The organism is Vibrio artabrorum, from assembly GCF_024347295.1.
In the GTDB taxonomy this organism is placed as follows: domain Bacteria; phylum Pseudomonadota; class Gammaproteobacteria; order Enterobacterales; family Vibrionaceae; genus Vibrio; species Vibrio artabrorum.
In genome coordinates, this window is the sequence record NZ_AP025459.1 from 831485 (window position 1) to 850302 (window position 18818).

Here is an 18818-nt window from a genome sequence, read left to right on the forward strand (position 1 = left end):
GAGAGAACAAAATGTGTGGACGAATATGAGCCAGTGACCGGATACAAAAAGAGCCTAACCCTAAGGTTAAGCTCTTCAGTAACACATTCAATGTTTTCTATTGATTAAGCTTGTGATGCTTTTAGTTCAGCAACTTTAGCTTCAGAGATTGGTTTAGTGATGATGGCGAGAACAATACACACTGCCATCATAACGGCAGAGATTGTGTAAGCTAGGCCGTAACCTTCGCCGTTTGACATCGAGAAGCCAACAACTGTGGCACCGATAGCGCCGCCGATACCCCATGCCGTGTAAAGCACGCCGTAGTTAGTACCGTAGTTTTTCAGGCCGTAGAATTCAGCAGTCAGTGTTGGGAATACAGCTAGAAGCGTACCGTAACCAACAGCTGCGATAGCCGTACCAATGATTAGCGTGAATTCAGAGTTGAACGTAGCGAATAGAGCCATGTTCGCGCCTTGAAGGATGAACGCTAGAAGTAGCGTACGTACACCACCGATTTTATCTGCAAGCATACCCGCAGCAACACGGCCGCCTGAGTTGAATACTGCAAGGATAGACGCTAGGTAAACGGCGTTTGGCAGGTTAGCTTGAACGCTAGCAATCGTCGTGATGTTACCGATGATCATTAGACCAACAGAGGCAGCGAATGCGTACATGATCCATAGAGAGTAGAACTGAGGAGTCTTCAGCATGACTTTCCAAGTTAGGTCTTCAGTCTTCTTAACCGCTTTAGGCGCTTGGCCTGCTTTTACTTTAGGCTCAGCTGGCGTGTAATCCGCTGGTGGGTTGTTGATTGTTGCGGCTAGAGGTACTGCGATTGCAAGTACACCAACCCCAAGGATCATAAAGCTCGTTTGGATACCCATGCTGTCGATTAGCGCAGAAGTTACGGGTGCTAGGTAGATAGCCGCAAGACCGAAGCCTGCTGCGATAAGACCGTTAACCATCCCTTTCTTAGAAGAGTGGAACCACTTCATTGCTGATGGAGAAAGACATGCGTAACCGAAGCCGATACCAGCACCTGTCATCACACCGAACGTGATGTTCAGCATCATAGGTGTTGTAGCGAAACCAGAAGCAATCATACCAAAGCCGGTAAGCGCTGTACCTAGGATAAGGATCTTACGTGGACCCATACGGTCTTGTAGGATGCCCGCAACAAGAAGACAAACCGAGAATGTGATCGTAGCAATAGCGTAAGGTGAAGATGCTTCAGCAGCACTCCAACCAGCTTCAGTGACTAGCGCTTTATTAAATACACTCCAAGCATACAGGATGCCAAGACAAAGGTTGATACAGAAGCCTGCTAGCAGGATACGTGTTGCTTTATCAATCTTGCTCATTTTTATTCTCAGTTTTGTCATCGGTTAGGTGAAGCCACTTAACTGAAGACGGGTTATTGTGATGTTTATTAAAAATTAGTTTGCGTTTTCGGTGGTTGACGCAAAAGAGCGCGGATTATAACCAATAAAAATGTGATTGGAATCTCTTTTTCTATTTTCGGCCAATTAAATCCTTGTTGTTAATGAGTTGTTTGGGTTTGGTGTTTGAATTGCTCTTGCTACCTTTCTGTTTTGTTACTTTTAACGACCTGTCTTTAAGTGTTTTCGTATGACCACCTCTTTAATTGGTGTACGTTTTGTGCTGATATCACAAAGTGACGAATAATTTCATGTATTTTCTAATGTTGATTTTATGTAACAAGATGGGTCGAGGCAGCGCATTTTCGGTTTGAGGCAAGGAGTAGCGTACGGTTATAAAAAACAGTATGTTAAGCAGTTGTTAATGGGTTTTTTGTGAGTGTTTCTGCTTACATTTCGATCGCTCTAAGGGGTTGCGTTGTTGAAAAAAAGTGGGAAAATAGAACTGCAAACTGAGTTTGCATATTTGAAAAAGGTTGTATTTCCAACTGAAGGCGAGGTGAGTATATGAAACTGTTTTTAATTCTATTGATGTCCATTTCCGGTGGTTTTGCTGCCGCTGATCATATTCACTCTTTCCTGTTTGGCTTTTATATCGCGACATTGGCTGTGGGTTGTTGTTACTGGTTTGCATTCCGTAGCACGCGTTTCCCTGCTTTAGCTTTAATGCTATTAATGTGTGGCTTTTTTGCGAAAATCGCTGTTACGGTTATTGGCGTTTCTTGGGGTATCTCGAATGATGTTATTCAATCGCCATTCATTTTCTCGTTGTCATATCTGTTCTTCTTGATTGTGGTGAGTTACGTTTGGTTTGCATACCGCGATAAGTTGACTTTAAAAAAACGCGCTAAGCGGGTCGAAGAATCTCGCAAACAAGCGGCAGCCTAACCTTATTTGATTTTAGAAAGCCTTCTTCGGAAGGCTTTTTTGATCTCACCTTAATCGCGATGTAAAGGCTGATAAAATAAACCCCAGCATGTCACCATACTGGGGTTTATTGTTCTCTAGTCTCTAATAAATTTAGATCAGGAAACGTGTTACTTCTTCATCATTTTAGCAAGATCGGCAAAAGGGTTATGAGTTGCCGTTTGATGATCATCGAGGCGCGCTTTTGCATCGACACCATAGCGCTCATGGTCAGTGTATTTGGAGTGTTCATGATCGTGGCAATAGAGACACAATAGCTCCCAGTTACTGCCATCCTCAGGGTTGTTTGTATGGTCGTGATCTACGTGGTGAACGGTCAGCTCTCTTAAATTCGAATAAACGAATTCACGCGCACATTTACCACAAACCCATGGGTACAGTTTTAGTGCCTTTTCACGGTAGCCTTTCTCTTGGCGAGCATACGCTGCACTCGAGCCTGTGTAATCAGAAGACATTGCCAAATCCTTATTAATTTGTAATCTCTCGATTTTATCACAGCTTTTCGCAACCAGCAGGCCTGTTGTCGCGAAATGATGCGTTCACTTTATCGATATAGAATGAGTGCATAGCTTTTCTAAGAATGATTTGGTAATGCGGTTATGTCTTTCTGGAATAAGCCATGCTTAACAGTTTGAAAATAAATCGTATTCAGGGGTTTTAACCAAGAGTATGTGACCTAATATCAGTGGGTGAGACCCTATATTAATAAGGAAATATCATGTCACAACAATACACACCGCCAAAAGTTTGGGTTAACGATGCTGCAGGTGATAACAAGTGGGCAAATATTAATAGTCCTGAATCTGGTGCTCGATTTGATAAAGAGCTTCCGGTTGGTGACCATGCTTTGCAACTGTATTCTCTTGGCACACCGAATGGCCAGAAAGTCACCATCATGCTCGAAGAGCTGTTAGCGGCAGGGGTTAAAGAAGCTGAATATGATGCGTACTTGATCAATATTGGTGAGTCAGACCAATTTTCTTCTGGTTTTGTTGGTGTAAATCCAAATTCGAAGATCCCAGCTCTGCTTGATAAATCAGGCCGCGAAGAAGTTAATGTTTTCGAATCTGCATCCATCTTGATGCATCTTGCGGAAAAATTTGGTCATTTCTTACCTAAAGAAGGGGCTGCACGAACGCAAGTGATCAACTGGTTGTTTTGGGCGCAAGGTTCCGCTCCCTTCTTAGGTGGTGGTTTCGGTCACTTCTACGCTTACGCGAATGAAAAGCAAGAGTATCCAATCAACCGTTTCGCAATGGAAGCGAAGCGTCAACTCGACGTGTTAGATAAGCAACTTGCAAACCACACCTTCGTTGCGGGTGAAGAGTTGAGTATTGCTGATATCGCGATTTGGCCATGGTACGGCAACCTTGTTTTGGGCAAGCTGTATGACGCGGCAGAGTTCCTTCAAGTAGACGCTTATACCAACGTAGTTCGCTGGGCGAAAATGTTAGCAGCACGCGAAGGTTTCCAACGTGGTCGAGTGGTTAATCGTGCATTTGGTGAAGAATGGGAGCAAGTACCAGAGCGTCACTCAGCTGAAGATATTGATTCGGTGTTGAAGTTACGTCCGTAGTCATATAACGCTTTCTCTATAGATACATTACTTGAGTCTGTTTTCGAACGCTTTGAACAACAGACTCTCGCTCTTCTATTTCTCATTGAGCCTTCCGAAAGCAAGTCTAAAATCCAGCTATTTAGCTTTAGCTATTAAAGGCGGTTTAGGTATAAACTTGCCTCATCAGAATTCTAAAGGATGGTGCTATGTACCACGCTCATATCTATTTCCCTCTGCGGTTTGCAGAGCTGGCGGAAACGCTGCGTCAGAAAATTTTAACCGACCGTAAAGATGTATTAGAGACTTTCCCATTGGTCCAGCGTTTGGTGGGTCCACATAAGATGCCAATGTTTGAGATTCATTTTGCTGACAAAGAGTCGGGTATTATTGAATGGCTTGAGCAAGAGCGCGGTGATATGTCGGTGTTGATTCACCCTGTTACGGGTGGTGAAGAAACACTAGACCACACTGTTCGGGCGATTTGGCTTGGCCGTGAGCTGGGTGTATTTGAAGAAACGCTAAGTAGCTAAGCTAATATACTTGTGTTGTTGTGATTTCTTTCAAAACGGAACCGTTCATGAATTAAAAAGGCTCCTCAATTGAGGAGCCTTTGCTTTATGGGAGCCTAACAGACTCGGGGGATTAAGCCTCTGCTGTGACTTTAGTGTCGCTCGCCTTTTTAAGAGCGGCATAACCAAAGCCTGTTACTGCTGTACCGGCTGCAATCGCCACTAGGTACATTAGCACTGGAGAGATGGCTCCAGGAATCAGTAATACGAACAAGCCGCCGTGTGGAGCCATAAGTTGTGCACCAAACATCATTGATAGAGCACCCGTTAGTGCGCCACCGGCCATACAAGCTGGGATAACACGCATTGGGTCTTTCGCTGCGAATGGAATCGCGCCTTCAGAGATGAAACACAGACCAAGAACGAATGATGCTTTACCTGCTTCACGCTCGCCAGCTTCAAACTTGTCTTTCACTAGGAAAGTAGCAAGGCCCATACCTAGAGCTGGCACCATACCTGCGGCCATGATGGCTGCCATTGGTGCGTAAGTTTGTGAAGCCAGTAGACCAACACCAAATGTGTAAGCCGCTTTGTTTACTGGGCCACCAAGGTCGAAACACATCATTGCGCCTAGAATCACACCCAGAAGAATCGCGTTAGACGTTCCCATGTTGTTTAGGAAGTCTGTCATAGCGCTCATCACACCGGCTACAGGGCCACCGACGATGTAAACCATCACCAAACCAGTGAACAAACTCGCGATAAACGGAATGATCAGAATCGGCTTGAGAGCTTCCATCGATTGTGGAAGTTGAACCTTGTCGGCAATGAATTTCGCTGCGTAACCGGCAATGAAACCTGCTGCGATACCCCCTAGGAAACCTGCGCCCGTAGAGCTCGCTAGCATACCGCCGATCAGACCCGGAGCCAGACCCGGACGGTCAGCAATTGAGAATGCAATGAAACCAGCAAGAACAGGGATCATCAGTGCGAACGCAGAACCACCACCGATTGTCATCAGTGCCGCTGCTAGTGTGCCTTCTTCTTTAAACGCTTCGATACCGAATACGAAAGAGAGTGCGATGATCAAACCACCCGCAACGACCACTGGAAGCATGTGAGAAACACCGGTCATTAGGTGCTTGTACACGCCTTTCTTCTCGTCAGTCGGTGCTGAATTTGAAGACGCTGTGTGTTGGTATGGTGTCGCTTCTGCGAAGGCTTTTTCCATCTCTTGCTTTGTTTTCTTAAGCGCAGGACCCGTGGTCGTTTTGTATAGCGCTTTGCCGTTAAAACGATCCAGAGGCACATCGATATCTGCTGCGATGATAACCAGATCAGCGTCTGCGATTTCTTGGTCTGTCAGTTGGTTTTTCGCACCGACAGAGCCGCGAGTTTCCACTTTGATTTGGTGACCTAGGCGTTTGCCTTCTGCTTCAAGCGCTTCAGCGGCCATAAAGGTATGTGCAACACCCGTAGGGCAAGCGGTAATCGCAACGATCTTCTTGCTGCCTGTAGCAGGTGACGTACCAGTCACTTCAACAGCGCTTTCAACTTGTGAAGCGTCTAATACTGTTGCTTCTGCTACTGCTTTCTCTAGGAATGCTTTTGCATCCGCTGTGCATTCAGAGATAGCCGCTTGGTACACTTTCTTGCCGACAAAGCGCGCTTTATCAACGTTTGTGTTGGCTGCGATAACCACAACGTCGCTGCTGTCGATAGCGTCTTGCGATACGGTTGAGTCAGGTAACACGCTTGATTGACATTCAATAGCGGCGTTCCAACCCAGTGCTTCTGTCGCTTGCTCTAACAAGCCTGCTGCGATGATGCTGTTTGCTACGCCACTCGGGCAAGCTGTGATAATGGTAATATTCATAATAAACCTTTTGTCCTATTTGCTTGTGTCTAACTGGCTAGTTGGAGCACTAAGCGACTGTAATTGGATATTTTGTAGTACTGAATCCAGCTCTTGTTGGCTGGTAATGCCCACGCCTACCTGTGAAACGGCTAGAGCAGATAGGGCGGTGGCGAATTGAATAAGTTCTGGTTTTGGCATCTGTTGCATGTGACCCCAACATAGGCCAGCAACTAAGGTGTCGCCTGCGCCTACCGTGCTAACCACTTGCATACGCGGTGGTTGAGCATGTAACCATTCACCTTGGTTTAGCCACATCACGCCTTCTGCGCCAAGTGACACCACGATGTTCTCAATACCTTTTTCACTTAGGGTTTGACCCGCGTGTTGGCATTGGTCACGTGTGGTCAGTTCAGCGTTGAACAGCTGAGACAGCTCTTCATCGTTTGGTTTGATTAACCAAGGTTGTGCATTGATACCGGCTTTAAGTGCGTCACGGCTGCTATCAAATAGCACCTTCTTACCTAAATCGTGTAAACGTTGAACCCAAGAAGCGCAAAGCTCAGGAGAGATGCCTTGTGGCAAGCTGCCAGCAATGACGAAGTAATCGTGCGTTTCAGCTAATTCCAATAAGGTTTCTTCAAACGCTTTAATCGCGTCAGCGTCAACAGGTACACCTGGGAAGTTGATGTCGCTTACTTGGCCTGAATTTTCTACCAATTTTACGTTGATGCGAGTTGCGCCGTCGACACGGATAAAGCGGTCCGTTGCGCCCATCTGTTCGAACAGTTGGCAGAACGCTTCTTCGTTATTGCGACCAAGGAAGCCCGTTACGGTCACTTTCGCGCCAAGCTCTGAAAGCACTTTCGCTACGTTTACGCCTTTGCCCGCTGCGTGCAACGAGCCTTTGTTTACGAGGCTCACTGATCCCACGTTCAGTGCGTCGATAGCGCCTGTCAGGTCTAGAGCAGGGTTAAGCGTTACGGTAACGGCTTTGATTTGTTTATCAGACATATCGACTCCTTAACCTTCGCCAAGGCCTGAAGCGATAGCTTTGCCAATCGATTCAAGTGCTTGTGCTGCGTCGTCACCTTCAGCAACAAACTGAAGTTGGTGGCCGTGTTTAACGCCAAGAGCGATCACTTTCATCAAGCTCTTCGCGTTCACTTCTTTTCCGTCGCCATCAAGGTTTGAAACACGGATAGTGGATTCAAACTTCTTCGCTTCAGCGACTAGCATTGCACCCGGACGAGCGTGGAGGCCGTGTGCGTTTTTGATTTTGAATACAGCACAGTTGTCATCGTCCTGAGACGCTGTAGATACCGCTTCACCTTTTAGAAGGCCAATCACTTGTGCGGCATCAGCGGTTAACAGTTGTTGCTGTTTACCTTCGAAAACCATCTTGCTTAGGTTTGCCAGAATAGATTGGTGTGCGCTGTTGCAAGCAGCAAATGCCACCAGTGCTTTAACAGGTGTGCCTTCAAATTCACAATGGTTTGCAGTTGAAACGAACGATACACCAGTGCGAGTGACGCCTTTATCGCTGCCCAACAACCACAGGCCTTGGCCTAGGTGAGTCGGTGTTTTCGTTACTAGGTCAGCAACGAATGCGTTGTCTGTGCAACCTGTGTTCTTAAGTAGGCCACCCGCAACCGCCGACATTTGAATCATGTCGCTTGCAGGGAACAGTAGTTGAACTAAAGAAGCGTCTAGGTCGGCCTCAAGCTGAACTTCGCCTTTAAGTAGGGCGATGATTTCGTCTTCGGATTTCGCTTGTTTTAATTTCTCTTCAACACCGTCAGCTGCCAGAACCTTGGTCAGTTGCTTAAGGATGCCTAAGTGCTCGTCAGATTTCGCAGCAATACCAATCGCCACGTAAACACGGTTGCCGTCTGCCCAATCAATACCTTTAGGGAAGTGGTGTACCGCAACGCCGGTCTCTTTTACTAGGCCACGAGTATCAGTGGTTCCGTGAGGAATCGCGATGCCGTTACCTAAGAACGTAGAATTCTGGTTTTCACGGTTCAGCATTCCTTCAACGTAGCCAGAGTCAACTAAGCCTTTCGCGGTCAGGTCGCCAGCAATGTTCTGGATAGCTTTGAATTTGTCTTCGGCAGTTTGGCCGAGAGTGATGTCAGATTTTGATAATTTAAGCATGGTGCCTCTTTAGCGTATTGCTTGAGAATTTGTGTATCGCTACGATTCAGTCTAGAGCAAGAATTAGTGAACTTTACTTTTCACTCTTTGCTTTGCGCCTGCTGAATCGGTTCAGCATTCAGGGTAAAAAAATTCAGCAAAGCCGATTTTGGTTTTCAAAATAATTTTGCTGCTTGTCGTTAATCGGTTTCGCTTGGTAAATAGAGAAAAGTTGGTTAACGAACATTGGCTCTCAATTCATTCAAAAGGATGATTGAAGTCACTTTTCAGATTTTGCTGAATCCTTTCAGCTTTCATACTGAATCGATTCAGCTTATAATTCAACTAATCCTAGGATCCGATCATTGGTTATATGATCCTACGCACAAAATACAGGTCACCCATATGACACTTGATGAAATTGCCAAACTAGCTGGTGTATCGAAAACCACCGCCAGTTATGTGATCAACGGCAAGGCGCAGAAATACCGAATCAGTGAAAAGACGCAGCAAAAAGTAATGGCAGTGGTGGAAGAGTATAACTACCGACCGGACCATGCGGCTTCGTCGTTGCGCGCTGGGAATAGCCGTTCATTTGGTTTGATTATTCCTGATCTGGAAAACAGCAGTTACGCGCGTTTAGCTAAATTAATAGAGCAGAACTCCCGTAAGGTGGGCTACCAGATTTTGATTGGTTGTTCCGATGATGATGCTGAAACCGAACGCAAAGTGGCAGAAGCTTTAGTGAGCCGTCGCATCGATGCCTTGCTGGTGGCGAGCTCAATGCCAGACGCCAATGAGTTCTACTTGAAACTGCAAAATTCAGGCACACCGGTAATCGCAATTGACCGTCCGTTAGATGATGAGCATTTTGCTTGTGTGATCAGTGAAGATTTCGAGGCTGCATTTGAACTGACGCATTCGATTCTTGATGACAGCATCCATAGCCTTGGCTTGATCGGCGCATTACCTGATCTGAACATTTCGCGTGAACGTCAGTTGGGTTTTGAAGCGGCGAACAAAGCGCATACTCAACAAACAGGGCGAATAGAAAACAAGCCGATGGTTGTGGGTTATGGTGAGCACTTTGACCGAGAATCGGGGCGTGAAATTTTTGAGGGCTGGATTGCAAAAGGCACGGTGCCCGATGCAATTGTGACGATGTCTTACACCTTGTTAGAGGGCGTGTTGGATGTGATGGTTGAAAAGCCAGAGCTGATCAATCAAGTAAAACTGGCGACCTTTGGTGATAACCGACTGCTCGACTTCTTGCCTTTTAAAGTCCATTCACTGCCACAGCAATTCGAAGTGATTGCTGATAGCGCTTTTGCATTGGCATTGAACGCGTCAGCGAAACGTTACCAAGCTGGTATTGAGTTAGTGCCAAGAAGCTTAGTTAGACGAGGCTAAACGCGGGTAACTTGAATTTAGCGGTTAGCTTGACTTCATCATTAGCGTCTGTAATGCCGCGGTAGGGTTAACTTTGAATGCTGCTTAGGCTTCGACTTAAGCAGCATTGATAGCTTTTAATGGTGTGATGAGTACTAAAGCGCTTTTACACTGCTTCGTTCGACAAGAGTGGGTTCAAGTTCAACGACTTGCGGGTAGGCGTCTGGTGTTTTTAATCGGTTTAGTAAGGTATCGACTGCGGCTTTACCTAAACGGTGTTTTGGCTGGTGGACAGTGCTTAACGCGGGTGTCATGTATTTCGATAAGAGGATGTCATCGTAGCCAATAATAGACAGATCATTCGGAATTGATGTGCCATCTTGCGCCGCCGCGTGAATCACACCCATCGCCATCATATCGTTGCAGACGAACAAGGCTGACGGCATTTCACCACGAGCTTTCAGTCTTTGATAAGAGTCAAAACCACCGTCACATTCAAAGTTGGATTCAACAATCCATTTAGGGTTGATCTCTAAATCGGCTTCTTCCATTGCTTGCTTAAAACCATGATAACGCAACGACGCTTGATTTCGGTGAAGTGGGCCGGTGATACAACCAATTTGAGAGTGGCCATTATCGATCAGGTGTTTGGTTGCCATATAGCCACCTTGATGCGAGTTGTCTTGGATCTTATCGCTCGCAAACAGCATCGGGCCCCAGTCCATGACTACAACAGGCAGTTCTGGGTAGCGCTCGAACACATCGATATGTTCACCTTCAAGGGTAGAGCACATCAGCATCAAGCCATCGACACGCTTTTGCAGCAAGGTATCGATAGAGGACTTCATGCGCTCACTGTCGCCTTCTGTATTACACAGGATGAGGTTGTAGCCCTTTTCGTAGCAACGACGCTCAACACCTTTCACTACTTCGCCAAAGAAAGGGTTAGTGGATGTGGTCACTAACATGCCCAAGGTTTTGGTTTGCTTCATCTTCAAGCTGCGAGCCAATGCAGAAGGCGCGTAGTTAAGTTCTTTAGCCGCACTGTTAACACGCTCAGCAATTTCTTCACTGACAAAGCGTGATTTGTTGATCACGTGGCTCACGGTAGAAGTCGAAACCTTTGCGAGCCGTGCGATGTCTTTCATTGTTGCCATAAAAAATCCTTGTGGGAATAACCTTCCACGTTGGGCGATATTCTGCCTGAAAACAGGGGCTTATGCTTGTTATTTGTTGTTACTGAATTTGAAGGCTAACATCCGTTAACCACGGTTTAGCTCAGGAGTTAGGCCTCAAATAGGTATCAAACTAAGCAGACAGTTGCTCTGCCAAAAACGCATCGGTTTCAGTACGGCTTGGAATCGACGTTTGAGCACCAAAGCGTGTCACAGAGATAGCAGCAGCAGCGTGGGCAAATTTAATCGCACGCTCTAGTGGCATATCTTCAAGCAAGCCTGTCACCAGTGCGCCGTTAAAGGTGTCACCAGCAGCGGTTGTGTCGGTCGCTTCAACACGAAAGCCTGCGATTAATTCACCTTCGCTGGCTTCATTACCTTGACCGCGATGACTCACCCAAACGCCTTTAGCGCCAAGGGTGATCATTACTGTCTCGATGCCTTTAGCATGCAGAGCCAACGCCGCCTGATGAGCTGATGCGTTGTCCGTCACGGTAATGCCTGTCAGCACTTCTGCTTCGGTTTCGTTTGGTGTAATCACATCAACACAAGCAAGCAGTGAATCCGATAATGGACGAGCAGGTGCGGGGTTTAGAATCACTTGTGTGCCACTCTCTTTGGCTACTTTTGCTGCGTATTCGATGCCTTCAATGGGCGTTTCAAGTTGAGTCAGCAGGTATTTAGCCGTGCGAATCTTTTCTAAGTGTGGTTCGATTTGTTCACAAGTCAGCTTGTTATTGGCTTCCGCAGAAAGACAAATGCTGTTTTCACCCGTTGCTGATACTTGGATCATCGCGATGCCCGTTGGCGTGTTGTCTGCAACGATAACACCGTCGATATTGATGCCATCTTTAGCAAAATCTTGACGAATGTTGATGCCAAATGGGTCGTCACCAACACAGGCGATGAAGCCAATGTCTGCGTTTAATCTTGCTGCCGCTACGGCTTGGTTTGCGCCTTTACCGCCAGGGATGACTTGATAGTTACCGCCAATCAAGGTTTCACCTGGACGAGGGAACGAAGGAACTTGCAGTACGTGGTCAGCGTTAACACTACCTAAAACAATCAGTTGAGTCATGATACGAGCCTTATGATATATCGTATTTGAAAATGCATGGGTCTTTCTCATTGTACAAATTGCACGTCTCGCTTGAGGGCGGAATGAGAAACAGCGATACACTGTCGGTTTTTGATTTTTGTCTTGAGTCAGTGAGCTAATGGGCCAATGAGCAGGGAGATAGGGGACTCCCTGCTTAATTAGATTTCAGCGCTAAACAGGATTACTCAGTAATAAACAAGCTTACTTAGCAATGATTTTTAGAGGTACGGGTACGTACTTGTCTACGGTTTCGCCTTTTAGTACTTTGTCTGCTATTTCGATACCTAGAGAACCGATTAGGTCAGGCTGTTGTGCAACCGTTGCGCCCAGTAGGCCTCGGTTAACCGCCGCGATGCCGTCTTCAGTGCCATCAAAGCCAACGATCATTACCTTCTTACCTGAAGCTTGAACGGCACGAAGTGCACCGAGTGCCATTTCATCGTTTTGCGCGAATACTGCTTGTACATCTGGGTTAGCGGCAAGCAAGTTTTCCATTACGTTTAGACCTTTAGTTCGGTCGAAATCAGCAGGTTGGCTTGCTAGGAGTTCAAGATCGCTGCCGTTTACTGCGTTCATGAAGCCTTCACCACGTTCACGAGCGGCAGAAGTCCCAGCGATACCTTCAAGCTGGATTACTTTCGCTTTTTCGCCCACTTTTTCCATGATGAAGTGGCCAGCCATTTCACCACCGATTACGTTATCAGACGCGATGTGGCTCACTACGTCACCACGGCTTGCACCACGGTCTAGCGTGAGGACTGGAATGTTTGAGCGGTTAGCCATGCGAATTGCGTTAGATACGGCGTCTGAATCCGTTGGGTTAATTAGGATTGCTTTAACACCGCGAATGGTTAGATCTTCAATGTTCGACAGCTCTTTGCTTGGGTCGTTTTGAGAATCAAGAACGATAAGCTTGTAGCCTAGCTCTTCTGCTTTCGCTTCTGCGCCATCTTTCATGGTTACGAAGAATGGGTTGTTCAATGTAGACAGAACGATGGCCATTGTATCTTGCGCCTGTGCAGACACAGATACCGTTGTAGAAAGAAGAGCAGCAGAAATAAGAGTCGCTAATTTTTTCATGGTGTAAGTCCTTTGTGTAGGGTGAGCTAGAAGGTGAGTTCTAGCTCGTAGTTACATTATTTATAGATTCTAATATTTTAAGGTAAAACAAACTGTTACTTTTATTAAACTAGAGTGTTACTTGTATTAACCTAGAGTGTGAATAGGTTTTATTTGTTTTTGTTATCGACCAATACCGCCAGAAGAATAACCACTGCTTTTGCAATCATCTGGTAGTAAGAAGATACGTCTAATAGGTTTAGGGCGTTGTTTAGGAAGCCGATAATCAATGCACCAATCAATGTGCCCATAATGCGACCACGACCGCCGGCTAAGCTTGTGCCACCCAGTACTACTGCGGCGATAGCGTCTAGCTCATAACCCATACCTGCAGTGGGTTGAGCTGATGACAAGCGAGATGCGACGATGATGCCGGCAACCGCGGCTAACAGACCACAGATTGCATAAACGCCGATTTTTACTTTGTCTACGTCGATGCCTGATAGGCGAGTGGCTGATTCGTTGCCACCCAGAGCGTAAACGTAACGGCCAAAGCGTGTGTGGTTAAGCAGGTACCATACCGCTGCGAATACCACGACCATGATCCATACTGGAACTGGAACGCCCATTGCGTAGCCTGTACCGAACCAAGCGAATGCGTCTGCTGTGTCTGTGAAGCCAGTAGAGATAGGACGACCGTCGGTGTAAACCATGGTCACGCCGCGCAATAGAGTCATAGTTACAAGCGTTGCGATGAAGGCTTGAACCTTACCCTTGGCGATAATCACACCACTGATAGCACCTAATGCTGCACCGGCTACAAGAGCGGTTGGCACCGCTATCATGACAGGGATTTCCATACCAATCATGCTGGCTGCGAATGCCCCACACAGTGCCAGTACAGAGCCAACACTCAAGTCGATACCCGCGGTTAAGATAACCAGCGTCATACCTACAGCGATAATGGCGTTAACCGAGGTTTGGCGCAGAATGTTGAGGATGTTGTCGACGGTAAAGAAATTCGGGTTTAAGAAAGAAACGACAACAATCAAGAAGATCAAAGCAATTAATGACTTTTGATCAATCAGCCACTCTTTGCTGATTAACGGTTTTTTCTTTGGAGCTTCAGTTGTTTTGCTCATGGTTTTAGTACTCATGCTGCGTCCTCGTTGATCTTTTTACCGACCGCACACGCCAGTAATAATTCTTGGTTTGCTTCTTTAGCATCAAATTCACCGCTTACACGGCCTTCATGCATCACCATGATGCGGTCACTCATTCCTAATACTTCTGGCATTTCAGATGAGACTAAGATGATGCTCATGCCGTCGGCTTTAAATTTATTAATGAGTTGGTAAATCTCTTTCTTCGCACCGACATCGACACCGCGTGTTGGCTCGTCGAGAATCAGTACTTTTGGTTTGGTCATCAAGCCCTTAGCGATAGCCACTTTCTGTTGGTTACCACCAGAAAGGTTGCCAATAATTTGTTCGCGAGTCGGGGTTTTGATGTTGAACAGTTTGATGAAGTCATCAACCGCAATCACTTCGTCTTTATGTTGGATTTGACCGCTTTTTGTCAGTAGGTCAAGCGAACATAACGACATGTTTTCTTTAACAGAAAGCCCTAGAACTAAGCCATCACCTTTACGGTCTTCAGAGATGTAAGCAATGCCATTGGCCAAGCCGTCTCTCGGGCTGACAGGGTTGATGGTTTTGTTTTCTAGGTTGATGACACCGCGTTCACTTGGAAGGGCACCGTAAATCACTTTCATCAGTTCAGTACGACCTGCCCCCATTAAGCCCGAAACACCCAAAATTTCACCGCGTTTTAGTGTAAAGCTTACATCGTGAACACCAGAACCCGTCAGGCCAATCACTTCAAGACAAGTTTCACCGTGGCTCTGGCCGATACGTGGATATTGTTCGTCTAGCTTACGGCCAACCATCATTTCGATTAGGCCATCTTCGTCGGTGTCCTTTACTTCACACTGACCAATGAACTTACCGTCACGCAGCACGGTAATGTCATCACAAATCTCGAAGATCTCTTTCAAACGGTGAGAAATGTAAACAATGCCACAGCCTTCATCGCGCAGTTCGTTAATCACCTTAAACAGAGATTCAGTTTCGGTATCGGTGAGCGCATCGGTTGGTTCATCCATGATGATGACTTTAGATTCAAACGATAGGGCTTTCGCGATCTCTACCATTTGCTGCTCACCAAGGCTCAACTGACCTAAAGGTGTTTTTGAGCTGTGTTTCACGTTAAGGCGTTTAAGTAGCTTGTCGGCTTCTTGGTACATCTCGTTCCACAAGATGCGACCCATAGTGCTCGTGATTTCACGACCTAAGAAGATGTTCTCGGCGATGGTCAACTCAGGAATTAGATTCAGTTCTTGGTGAATAATACTAATGCCTGCTTGTTGAGAATCACGCGGCCCTTTAAATGCAGCAGGCTTTCCTTGGTAGGCGATCGTGCCGCCGTCCAAGTGATAGATACCCGTAAGCACTTTCATGAGCGTTGATTTACCTGCACCGTTTTCACCCATTAACGCCATTACGCGTCCTGGATAAACGTTGAGGCTTGCCTTATCCAGTGCTTTCACACCAGGGAAGGCTTTCTCAATTGAGCTAAGTTCTAAAATGGCTTGAGTCATGTCGGTTCCTTTACTCGGGGCCAGTTACATTGGGTTGTTCTGTGTTTGTTCAGCAATGACGCTGGACTGCCGTTACGCTTGAGTTAAAACGCTAAACTAGGTTTAAAACGTGACGCCAGCTTGGAAAATAACATTTGCATAGGGTGTGCATTCACCGGTGCGAATCACTGCGCGGCTTTCATGCGTACGCTGTTTGAATTCTTCATGAGTGATGTAAGTAATCGAAAGTGATTTACCACAACGTGCTTCTTCAGTTTTGATTAAATCAATCAGCGCAGCGTGGTGTTCAGGGCTTACTTTCGCAAACTCTTCAGCAATCACAACCCCTTCAATTTGAGATTCATCCAGCATGGTTTTTACCGTTTGCTGAAAGCTTGGAACACCATGAGTTAACGCAAGATCAATACGAGTTACGTGGTCTGGAATAGGCAGGCCCGCGTCGCAAATCGTGATTTCATCTGTGTGACCAAGAGTCGCCACTAGGTAAGAGAGTTCAGAGTTTATTAGGGTACTTTTTTTCATATCACGACCTATCAAAAAATAACGTTTGATGGGTTGAGAACAGCTCAAGAAAAAGCCATCGAAACGTTTCGATATTGATAATAATGTGTGATTTATCATTTGCACGTTTGATTGCTTTAGAGTGTGATAATGATCATCGAAACGTTTCGATTGAGCTCATTTTGTTGATCAATGTCACTGATTATTGATAGGTTGAATGAGTTGCTTGTGATTGAGCTCTTTAATTTTATCTTACGTCTCTCGGATATGTGCGGTGACAGAAACAACAGCATGGTCCGTACTGAATTGGTCGTGTTCAAAACTTGGATTAATGAGGTGATGGTCGAGTACTGTGTAGCGAGAGAGCTCCATTAAGCTGGATGAGTTCCGACAATCAAACTCATTCGACATCAAAATGTAGTCCAGTACCGATCCATTAGCGCCGTAGTAATGGGTTGGTTTACGTTGTTGAAGCAAGTCTTCTTGATGCAGTTGATGGTACAGATCCCAGCTGTCTTTTAAGCGGAAGTGGGAAAGCCAATGCTTGCTGTTTTCGTCTCGGTTGATTGAATAACTTAATAGCCCTTTAAACTCATCGTGGAATAGAGGCTTGTTAAAGTCACCCATCAACACAACCGGTTGATCAGTCTGATGACGTTGATGGGTGATGTATTGATGCAGCATCTGAGCTTCTAGACCGCGCTGGACACTTGATAGCCAAGCGCCAAGTTGTTCTTGGTGGAAGCGGGTGAGCGTGTCACTTTGTGGTTTTTCGCCTTGCTGAGCGTTACCCTTATCGACAAGTTCCACTTTTGGCTCTGTCGGACGTTGTGATTTAAAATGTACAACATAGCAGTCGGTTGTACCTAAATGGGGTAACGTAATCGTCGCGTGAACAGGTGTTCGGTTGAATGAGAAATTGTCGCCAAGGTTGAAGGCTGTCAGTAACGTCGAATCTGGCGTAACAGGTTGCACCTTTTCAATCGGATAACGGGAAGCAATACCCACAACCGGTGAGGTATACATATAATCATCTTCAACGTGCGCGTTATCGACGACTGCAAAGTATGGGTAGCCCAACGCTTCCATGAGTCGCTGCAAAGATTCAGGGCTGAATATTTCTTGAAAGCCAATCACATCGCAATCTAATGATTTAATCGCTTGAGCTATCCAATGTTGCTTCTTCTGCCATTCCTCGAAGCTGTAGATGTTCTCAAAATCATAATAAGCATTCGGTGGCTCGAGGTAGTTCAACAGGTTGAACGTCGCGAATGTTATTTGGTTTGGTTTGTTCAAGGTTGAATCCTATTGAAATCACTCTTTTAAGGATATCTAAAATACTGAGATATTGTTCGGATTTAGTTAGTTATTTTCATTTGATCTAGCGAAGGTTGCCGTTTTCTGCTTAGATTCTCTCAATTCGATGCTCTTTAGGTGTCGAGTTTAATTTTATATACGATCAATCGATCGTTTTTTTATGGTTTCACAATGAAAAAATATACTTCTCTCGTTCTTGTGCTGCTGAGCGTTTTCTTTTCTACGTCATCGTTGAGTCATTCCTTAGAACCTCAATCTATTGAGCAAATTGAATCTCGTGTATCGGCACACATTGGTATTGCTGTTTATGATTCTGCGACTAAGCAAACATGGAGTTATAAGGGCGACGAACGCTTTCCGATGATGAGTACCTTTAAAACCCTGGCTTGTGCGAATCTTCTTTATGATGCTGAAAACAAAGGGCTGGATTTGGATTCAAAGGTCAACATTAAGTCTGAAGACCTCATTGTTTGGTCTCCAGTGACTAAAGAGCTAGTCGATAAAGGCATTTCACTTAGAGATGCGTGTAACGCAACCATGACGATGAGTGACAATACCGCCGCAAATATTGTGCTAGGTGGAATAGATGGACCCAATGGCTTAACTCAGTTCCTGCGTTCTATTGGAGACAGCAATACTCGTCTTGACCATTTGGAGCCAGAATTGAATCATGCTCGACCTGGTGATGCTCGCGATACCACAACACCGAATAGCATTGTGATGACGTTGAATGAGTTGATGTATGGCGATACGTTGTCACAAGCGTCCACATCGACGTTAAAAGGCTGGATGATGGGCAATAAAGTGTCTGACGGAATGCTGCGTTCTATCTTGCCTAGTGGTTGGAATATTGCCGATAGATCGGGTGCTGGGGCTTATGGCTCACGCGCTATCACGGCTATCGTATGGAGTGAAACTCGCGCTCCGTTGATCATCAGTATCTCTCTTACGGAAACCAAGTTAACCATTCCAGAGCGTGACACGGTGATTAATGAAATTGGTGAACTTATCTTTGACGCGTATCTCGTGCAGTAGTTAATACCCACATCTAATCGTTAATCTTACACAATCACGCGCTAGCCACAGGTTCAGCCATAGCGCTAGCGCGTGACATTTCTTAGAACAGTCACGAGTAATTTGTAAATAAAGCGTAAGACTTATGTTGCTGATGGTTTTATTAGTTATTACATGATGTTAGATTTGATTCTATACT

17 protein-coding genes are annotated in these 18818 nt (G+C 45.8%); 5 read left to right on the forward strand and 12 right to left on the reverse strand.

The genetic code is table 11. The features are described 5' to 3' along the window. Nucleotides 1–104: 104 nt before the first annotated feature. On the reverse strand, nucleotides 105–1343 hold the full coding sequence (locus OCU36_RS17830; RefSeq protein WP_261839846.1) for an L-lactate MFS transporter: 1239 nt from the start codon (nucleotides 1341–1343) through the stop codon (nucleotides 105–107). A 585-nt stretch (nucleotides 1344–1928) separates the two neighbouring features. Here OCU36_RS17830 and OCU36_RS17835 point away from each other — a divergent pair. Continuing rightward, complete coding sequence (locus OCU36_RS17835; protein ID WP_261839847.1) at nucleotides 1929–2309, forward strand: NADH:ubiquinone oxidoreductase; 381 nt, start codon at nucleotides 1929–1931, stop codon at nucleotides 2307–2309. 149 nt (nucleotides 2310–2458) lie between these two features. Here the strand turns inward: OCU36_RS17835 and OCU36_RS17840 are convergent, their stop codons facing one another. After that, nucleotides 2459–2803 carry a YajD family HNH nuclease gene (locus OCU36_RS17840; protein ID WP_017632311.1) on the reverse strand — a complete coding sequence of 115 codons (345 nt, stop codon included), beginning with the start codon at nucleotides 2801–2803 and terminating at the stop codon, nucleotides 2459–2461. A 263-nt stretch (nucleotides 2804–3066) separates the two neighbouring features. On the opposite strand from OCU36_RS17840, the gene yghU reads away from it, so the two are divergent. Continuing rightward, nucleotides 3067–3924, forward strand: coding sequence for a glutathione-dependent disulfide-bond oxidoreductase (gene yghU, locus OCU36_RS17845; RefSeq protein ID WP_261839848.1), 858 nt, complete (start codon nucleotides 3067–3069; stop codon nucleotides 3922–3924). A gap of 188 nt (nucleotides 3925–4112) precedes the next feature. Further along, nucleotides 4113–4436: a DOPA 4,5-dioxygenase family protein gene (locus tag OCU36_RS17850; RefSeq protein WP_261839849.1), complete on the forward strand. Its 324-nt coding sequence runs from the start codon at nucleotides 4113–4115 to the stop codon at nucleotides 4434–4436. 112 nt (nucleotides 4437–4548) lie between these two features. On the opposite strand, the gene fruA is transcribed toward OCU36_RS17850, so the two are convergent. Genes fruA through fruB form a run of 3 tightly spaced genes read right to left on the reverse strand, consistent with a single transcriptional unit; the run spans nucleotide 4549 to nucleotide 8427 of the window. Then, complete coding sequence (fruA, locus tag OCU36_RS17855) at nucleotides 4549–6291, reverse strand: PTS fructose transporter subunit IIBC (RefSeq protein WP_261839850.1); 1743 nt, start codon at nucleotides 6289–6291, stop codon at nucleotides 4549–4551. Nucleotides 6292–6306: 15 nt separating this feature from the next. Beyond that, on the reverse strand, nucleotides 6307–7284 hold the full coding sequence (gene pfkB / locus OCU36_RS17860; protein WP_261839851.1) for a 1-phosphofructokinase: 978 nt from the start codon (nucleotides 7282–7284) through the stop codon (nucleotides 6307–6309). A gap of 9 nt (nucleotides 7285–7293) precedes the next feature. Next, nucleotides 7294–8427 (reverse strand): fused PTS fructose transporter subunit IIA/HPr protein, encoded by a 1134-nt coding sequence (fruB, locus tag OCU36_RS17865; RefSeq protein ID WP_261839852.1) that lies wholly within the window; start codon nucleotides 8425–8427, stop codon nucleotides 7294–7296. A gap of 384 nt (nucleotides 8428–8811) precedes the next feature. On the opposite strand from fruB, the gene cra reads away from it, so the two are divergent. After that, on the forward strand, nucleotides 8812–9816 hold the full coding sequence (gene cra, locus OCU36_RS17870; RefSeq protein ID WP_261839853.1) for a catabolite repressor/activator: 1005 nt from the start codon (nucleotides 8812–8814) through the stop codon (nucleotides 9814–9816). Nucleotides 9817–9950: 134 nt separating this feature from the next. Here cra and OCU36_RS17875 read toward each other — a convergent pair whose 3' ends face one another. From OCU36_RS17875 to OCU36_RS17905, 7 genes are all read right to left on the reverse strand, one after another. Continuing rightward, entirely contained in the window at nucleotides 9951–10952 is a 1002-nt protein-coding gene (locus OCU36_RS17875) for a substrate-binding domain-containing protein (RefSeq protein ID WP_261839854.1), read from the reverse strand. 151 nt (nucleotides 10953–11103) lie between these two features. Further along, on the reverse strand, nucleotides 11104–12048 hold the full coding sequence (gene rbsK / locus OCU36_RS17880) for a ribokinase (RefSeq protein WP_261839855.1): 945 nt from the start codon (nucleotides 12046–12048) through the stop codon (nucleotides 11104–11106). 222 nt (nucleotides 12049–12270) lie between these two features. Further along, complete coding sequence (gene rbsB / locus OCU36_RS17885) at nucleotides 12271–13149, reverse strand: ribose ABC transporter substrate-binding protein RbsB (RefSeq protein ID WP_261839856.1); 879 nt, start codon at nucleotides 13147–13149, stop codon at nucleotides 12271–12273. Between the two features lie 149 nt (nucleotides 13150–13298). Next, the gene (gene rbsC, locus OCU36_RS17890) at nucleotides 13299–14285 is read right to left on the reverse strand and encodes a ribose ABC transporter permease (protein WP_229648140.1); all 987 of its coding nucleotides are present in this window, start codon (nucleotides 14283–14285) and stop codon (nucleotides 13299–13301) included. Continuing rightward, nucleotides 14282–15787 carry a ribose ABC transporter ATP-binding protein RbsA gene (gene rbsA, locus OCU36_RS17895; protein WP_261839857.1) on the reverse strand — a complete coding sequence of 502 codons (1506 nt, stop codon included), beginning with the start codon at nucleotides 15785–15787 and terminating at the stop codon, nucleotides 14282–14284. Before rbsA ends, rbsC begins: the two co-directional genes overlap by 4 nt. Nucleotides 15788–15889: 102 nt before the next feature. Beyond that, nucleotides 15890–16309, reverse strand: a complete 420-nt coding sequence (gene rbsD / locus OCU36_RS17900) for a D-ribose pyranase (RefSeq protein WP_017060853.1) — start codon at nucleotides 16307–16309, stop codon at nucleotides 15890–15892. Between the two features lie 231 nt (nucleotides 16310–16540). After that, nucleotides 16541–17584, reverse strand: coding sequence for an endonuclease/exonuclease/phosphatase family protein (locus OCU36_RS17905; protein ID WP_261839858.1), 1044 nt, complete (start codon nucleotides 17582–17584; stop codon nucleotides 16541–16543). A 192-nt stretch (nucleotides 17585–17776) separates the two neighbouring features. On the opposite strand from OCU36_RS17905, the gene bla reads away from it, so the two are divergent. Beyond that, a complete protein-coding gene (gene bla / locus OCU36_RS17910; protein ID WP_261839859.1) occupies nucleotides 17777–18640 on the forward strand; it encodes a class A beta-lactamase in 864 nt (287 codons plus the stop codon). Nucleotides 18641–18818 lie beyond the last annotated feature (178 nt).

Excerpts from the sequence above, each read along its gene's own strand:
- OCU36_RS17830 (WP_261839846.1), bottom strand. The coding sequence starts at position 1,343 with ATGAGCAAGATTGATAAAGCAACACGTATCCTGCTAGCAGGCTTCTGT.
- OCU36_RS17835 (WP_261839847.1), top strand. The coding sequence starts at position 1,929 with ATGAAACTGTTTTTAATTCTATTGATGTCCATTTCCGGTGGTTTTGCT.
- OCU36_RS17840 (WP_017632311.1), bottom strand. The coding sequence starts at position 2,803 with ATGTCTTCTGATTACACAGGCTCGAGTGCAGCGTATGCTCGCCAAGAG.
- yghU (WP_261839848.1), top strand. The coding sequence starts at position 3,067 with ATGTCACAACAATACACACCGCCAAAAGTTTGGGTTAACGATGCTGCA.
- OCU36_RS17850 (WP_261839849.1), top strand. The coding sequence starts at position 4,113 with ATGTACCACGCTCATATCTATTTCCCTCTGCGGTTTGCAGAGCTGGCG.
- fruA (WP_261839850.1), bottom strand. The coding sequence starts at position 6,291 with ATGAATATTACCATTATCACAGCTTGCCCGAGTGGCGTAGCAAACAGC.
- pfkB (WP_261839851.1), bottom strand. The coding sequence starts at position 7,284 with ATGTCTGATAAACAAATCAAAGCCGTTACCGTAACGCTTAACCCTGCT.
- fruB (WP_261839852.1), bottom strand. The coding sequence starts at position 8,427 with ATGCTTAAATTATCAAAATCTGACATCACTCTCGGCCAAACTGCCGAA.
- cra (WP_261839853.1), top strand. The coding sequence starts at position 8,812 with ATGACACTTGATGAAATTGCCAAACTAGCTGGTGTATCGAAAACCACC.
- OCU36_RS17875 (WP_261839854.1), bottom strand. The coding sequence starts at position 10,952 with ATGGCAACAATGAAAGACATCGCACGGCTCGCAAAGGTTTCGACTTCT.
- rbsK (WP_261839855.1), bottom strand. The coding sequence starts at position 12,048 with ATGACTCAACTGATTGTTTTAGGTAGTGTTAACGCTGACCACGTACTG.
- rbsB (WP_261839856.1), bottom strand. The coding sequence starts at position 13,149 with ATGAAAAAATTAGCGACTCTTATTTCTGCTGCTCTTCTTTCTACAACG.
- rbsC (WP_229648140.1), bottom strand. The coding sequence starts at position 14,285 with ATGAGTACTAAAACCATGAGCAAAACAACTGAAGCTCCAAAGAAAAAA.
- rbsA (WP_261839857.1), bottom strand. The coding sequence starts at position 15,787 with ATGACTCAAGCCATTTTAGAACTTAGCTCAATTGAGAAAGCCTTCCCT.
- rbsD (WP_017060853.1), bottom strand. The coding sequence starts at position 16,309 with ATGAAAAAAAGTACCCTAATAAACTCTGAACTCTCTTACCTAGTGGCG.
- bla (WP_261839859.1), top strand. The coding sequence starts at position 17,777 with ATGAAAAAATATACTTCTCTCGTTCTTGTGCTGCTGAGCGTTTTCTTT.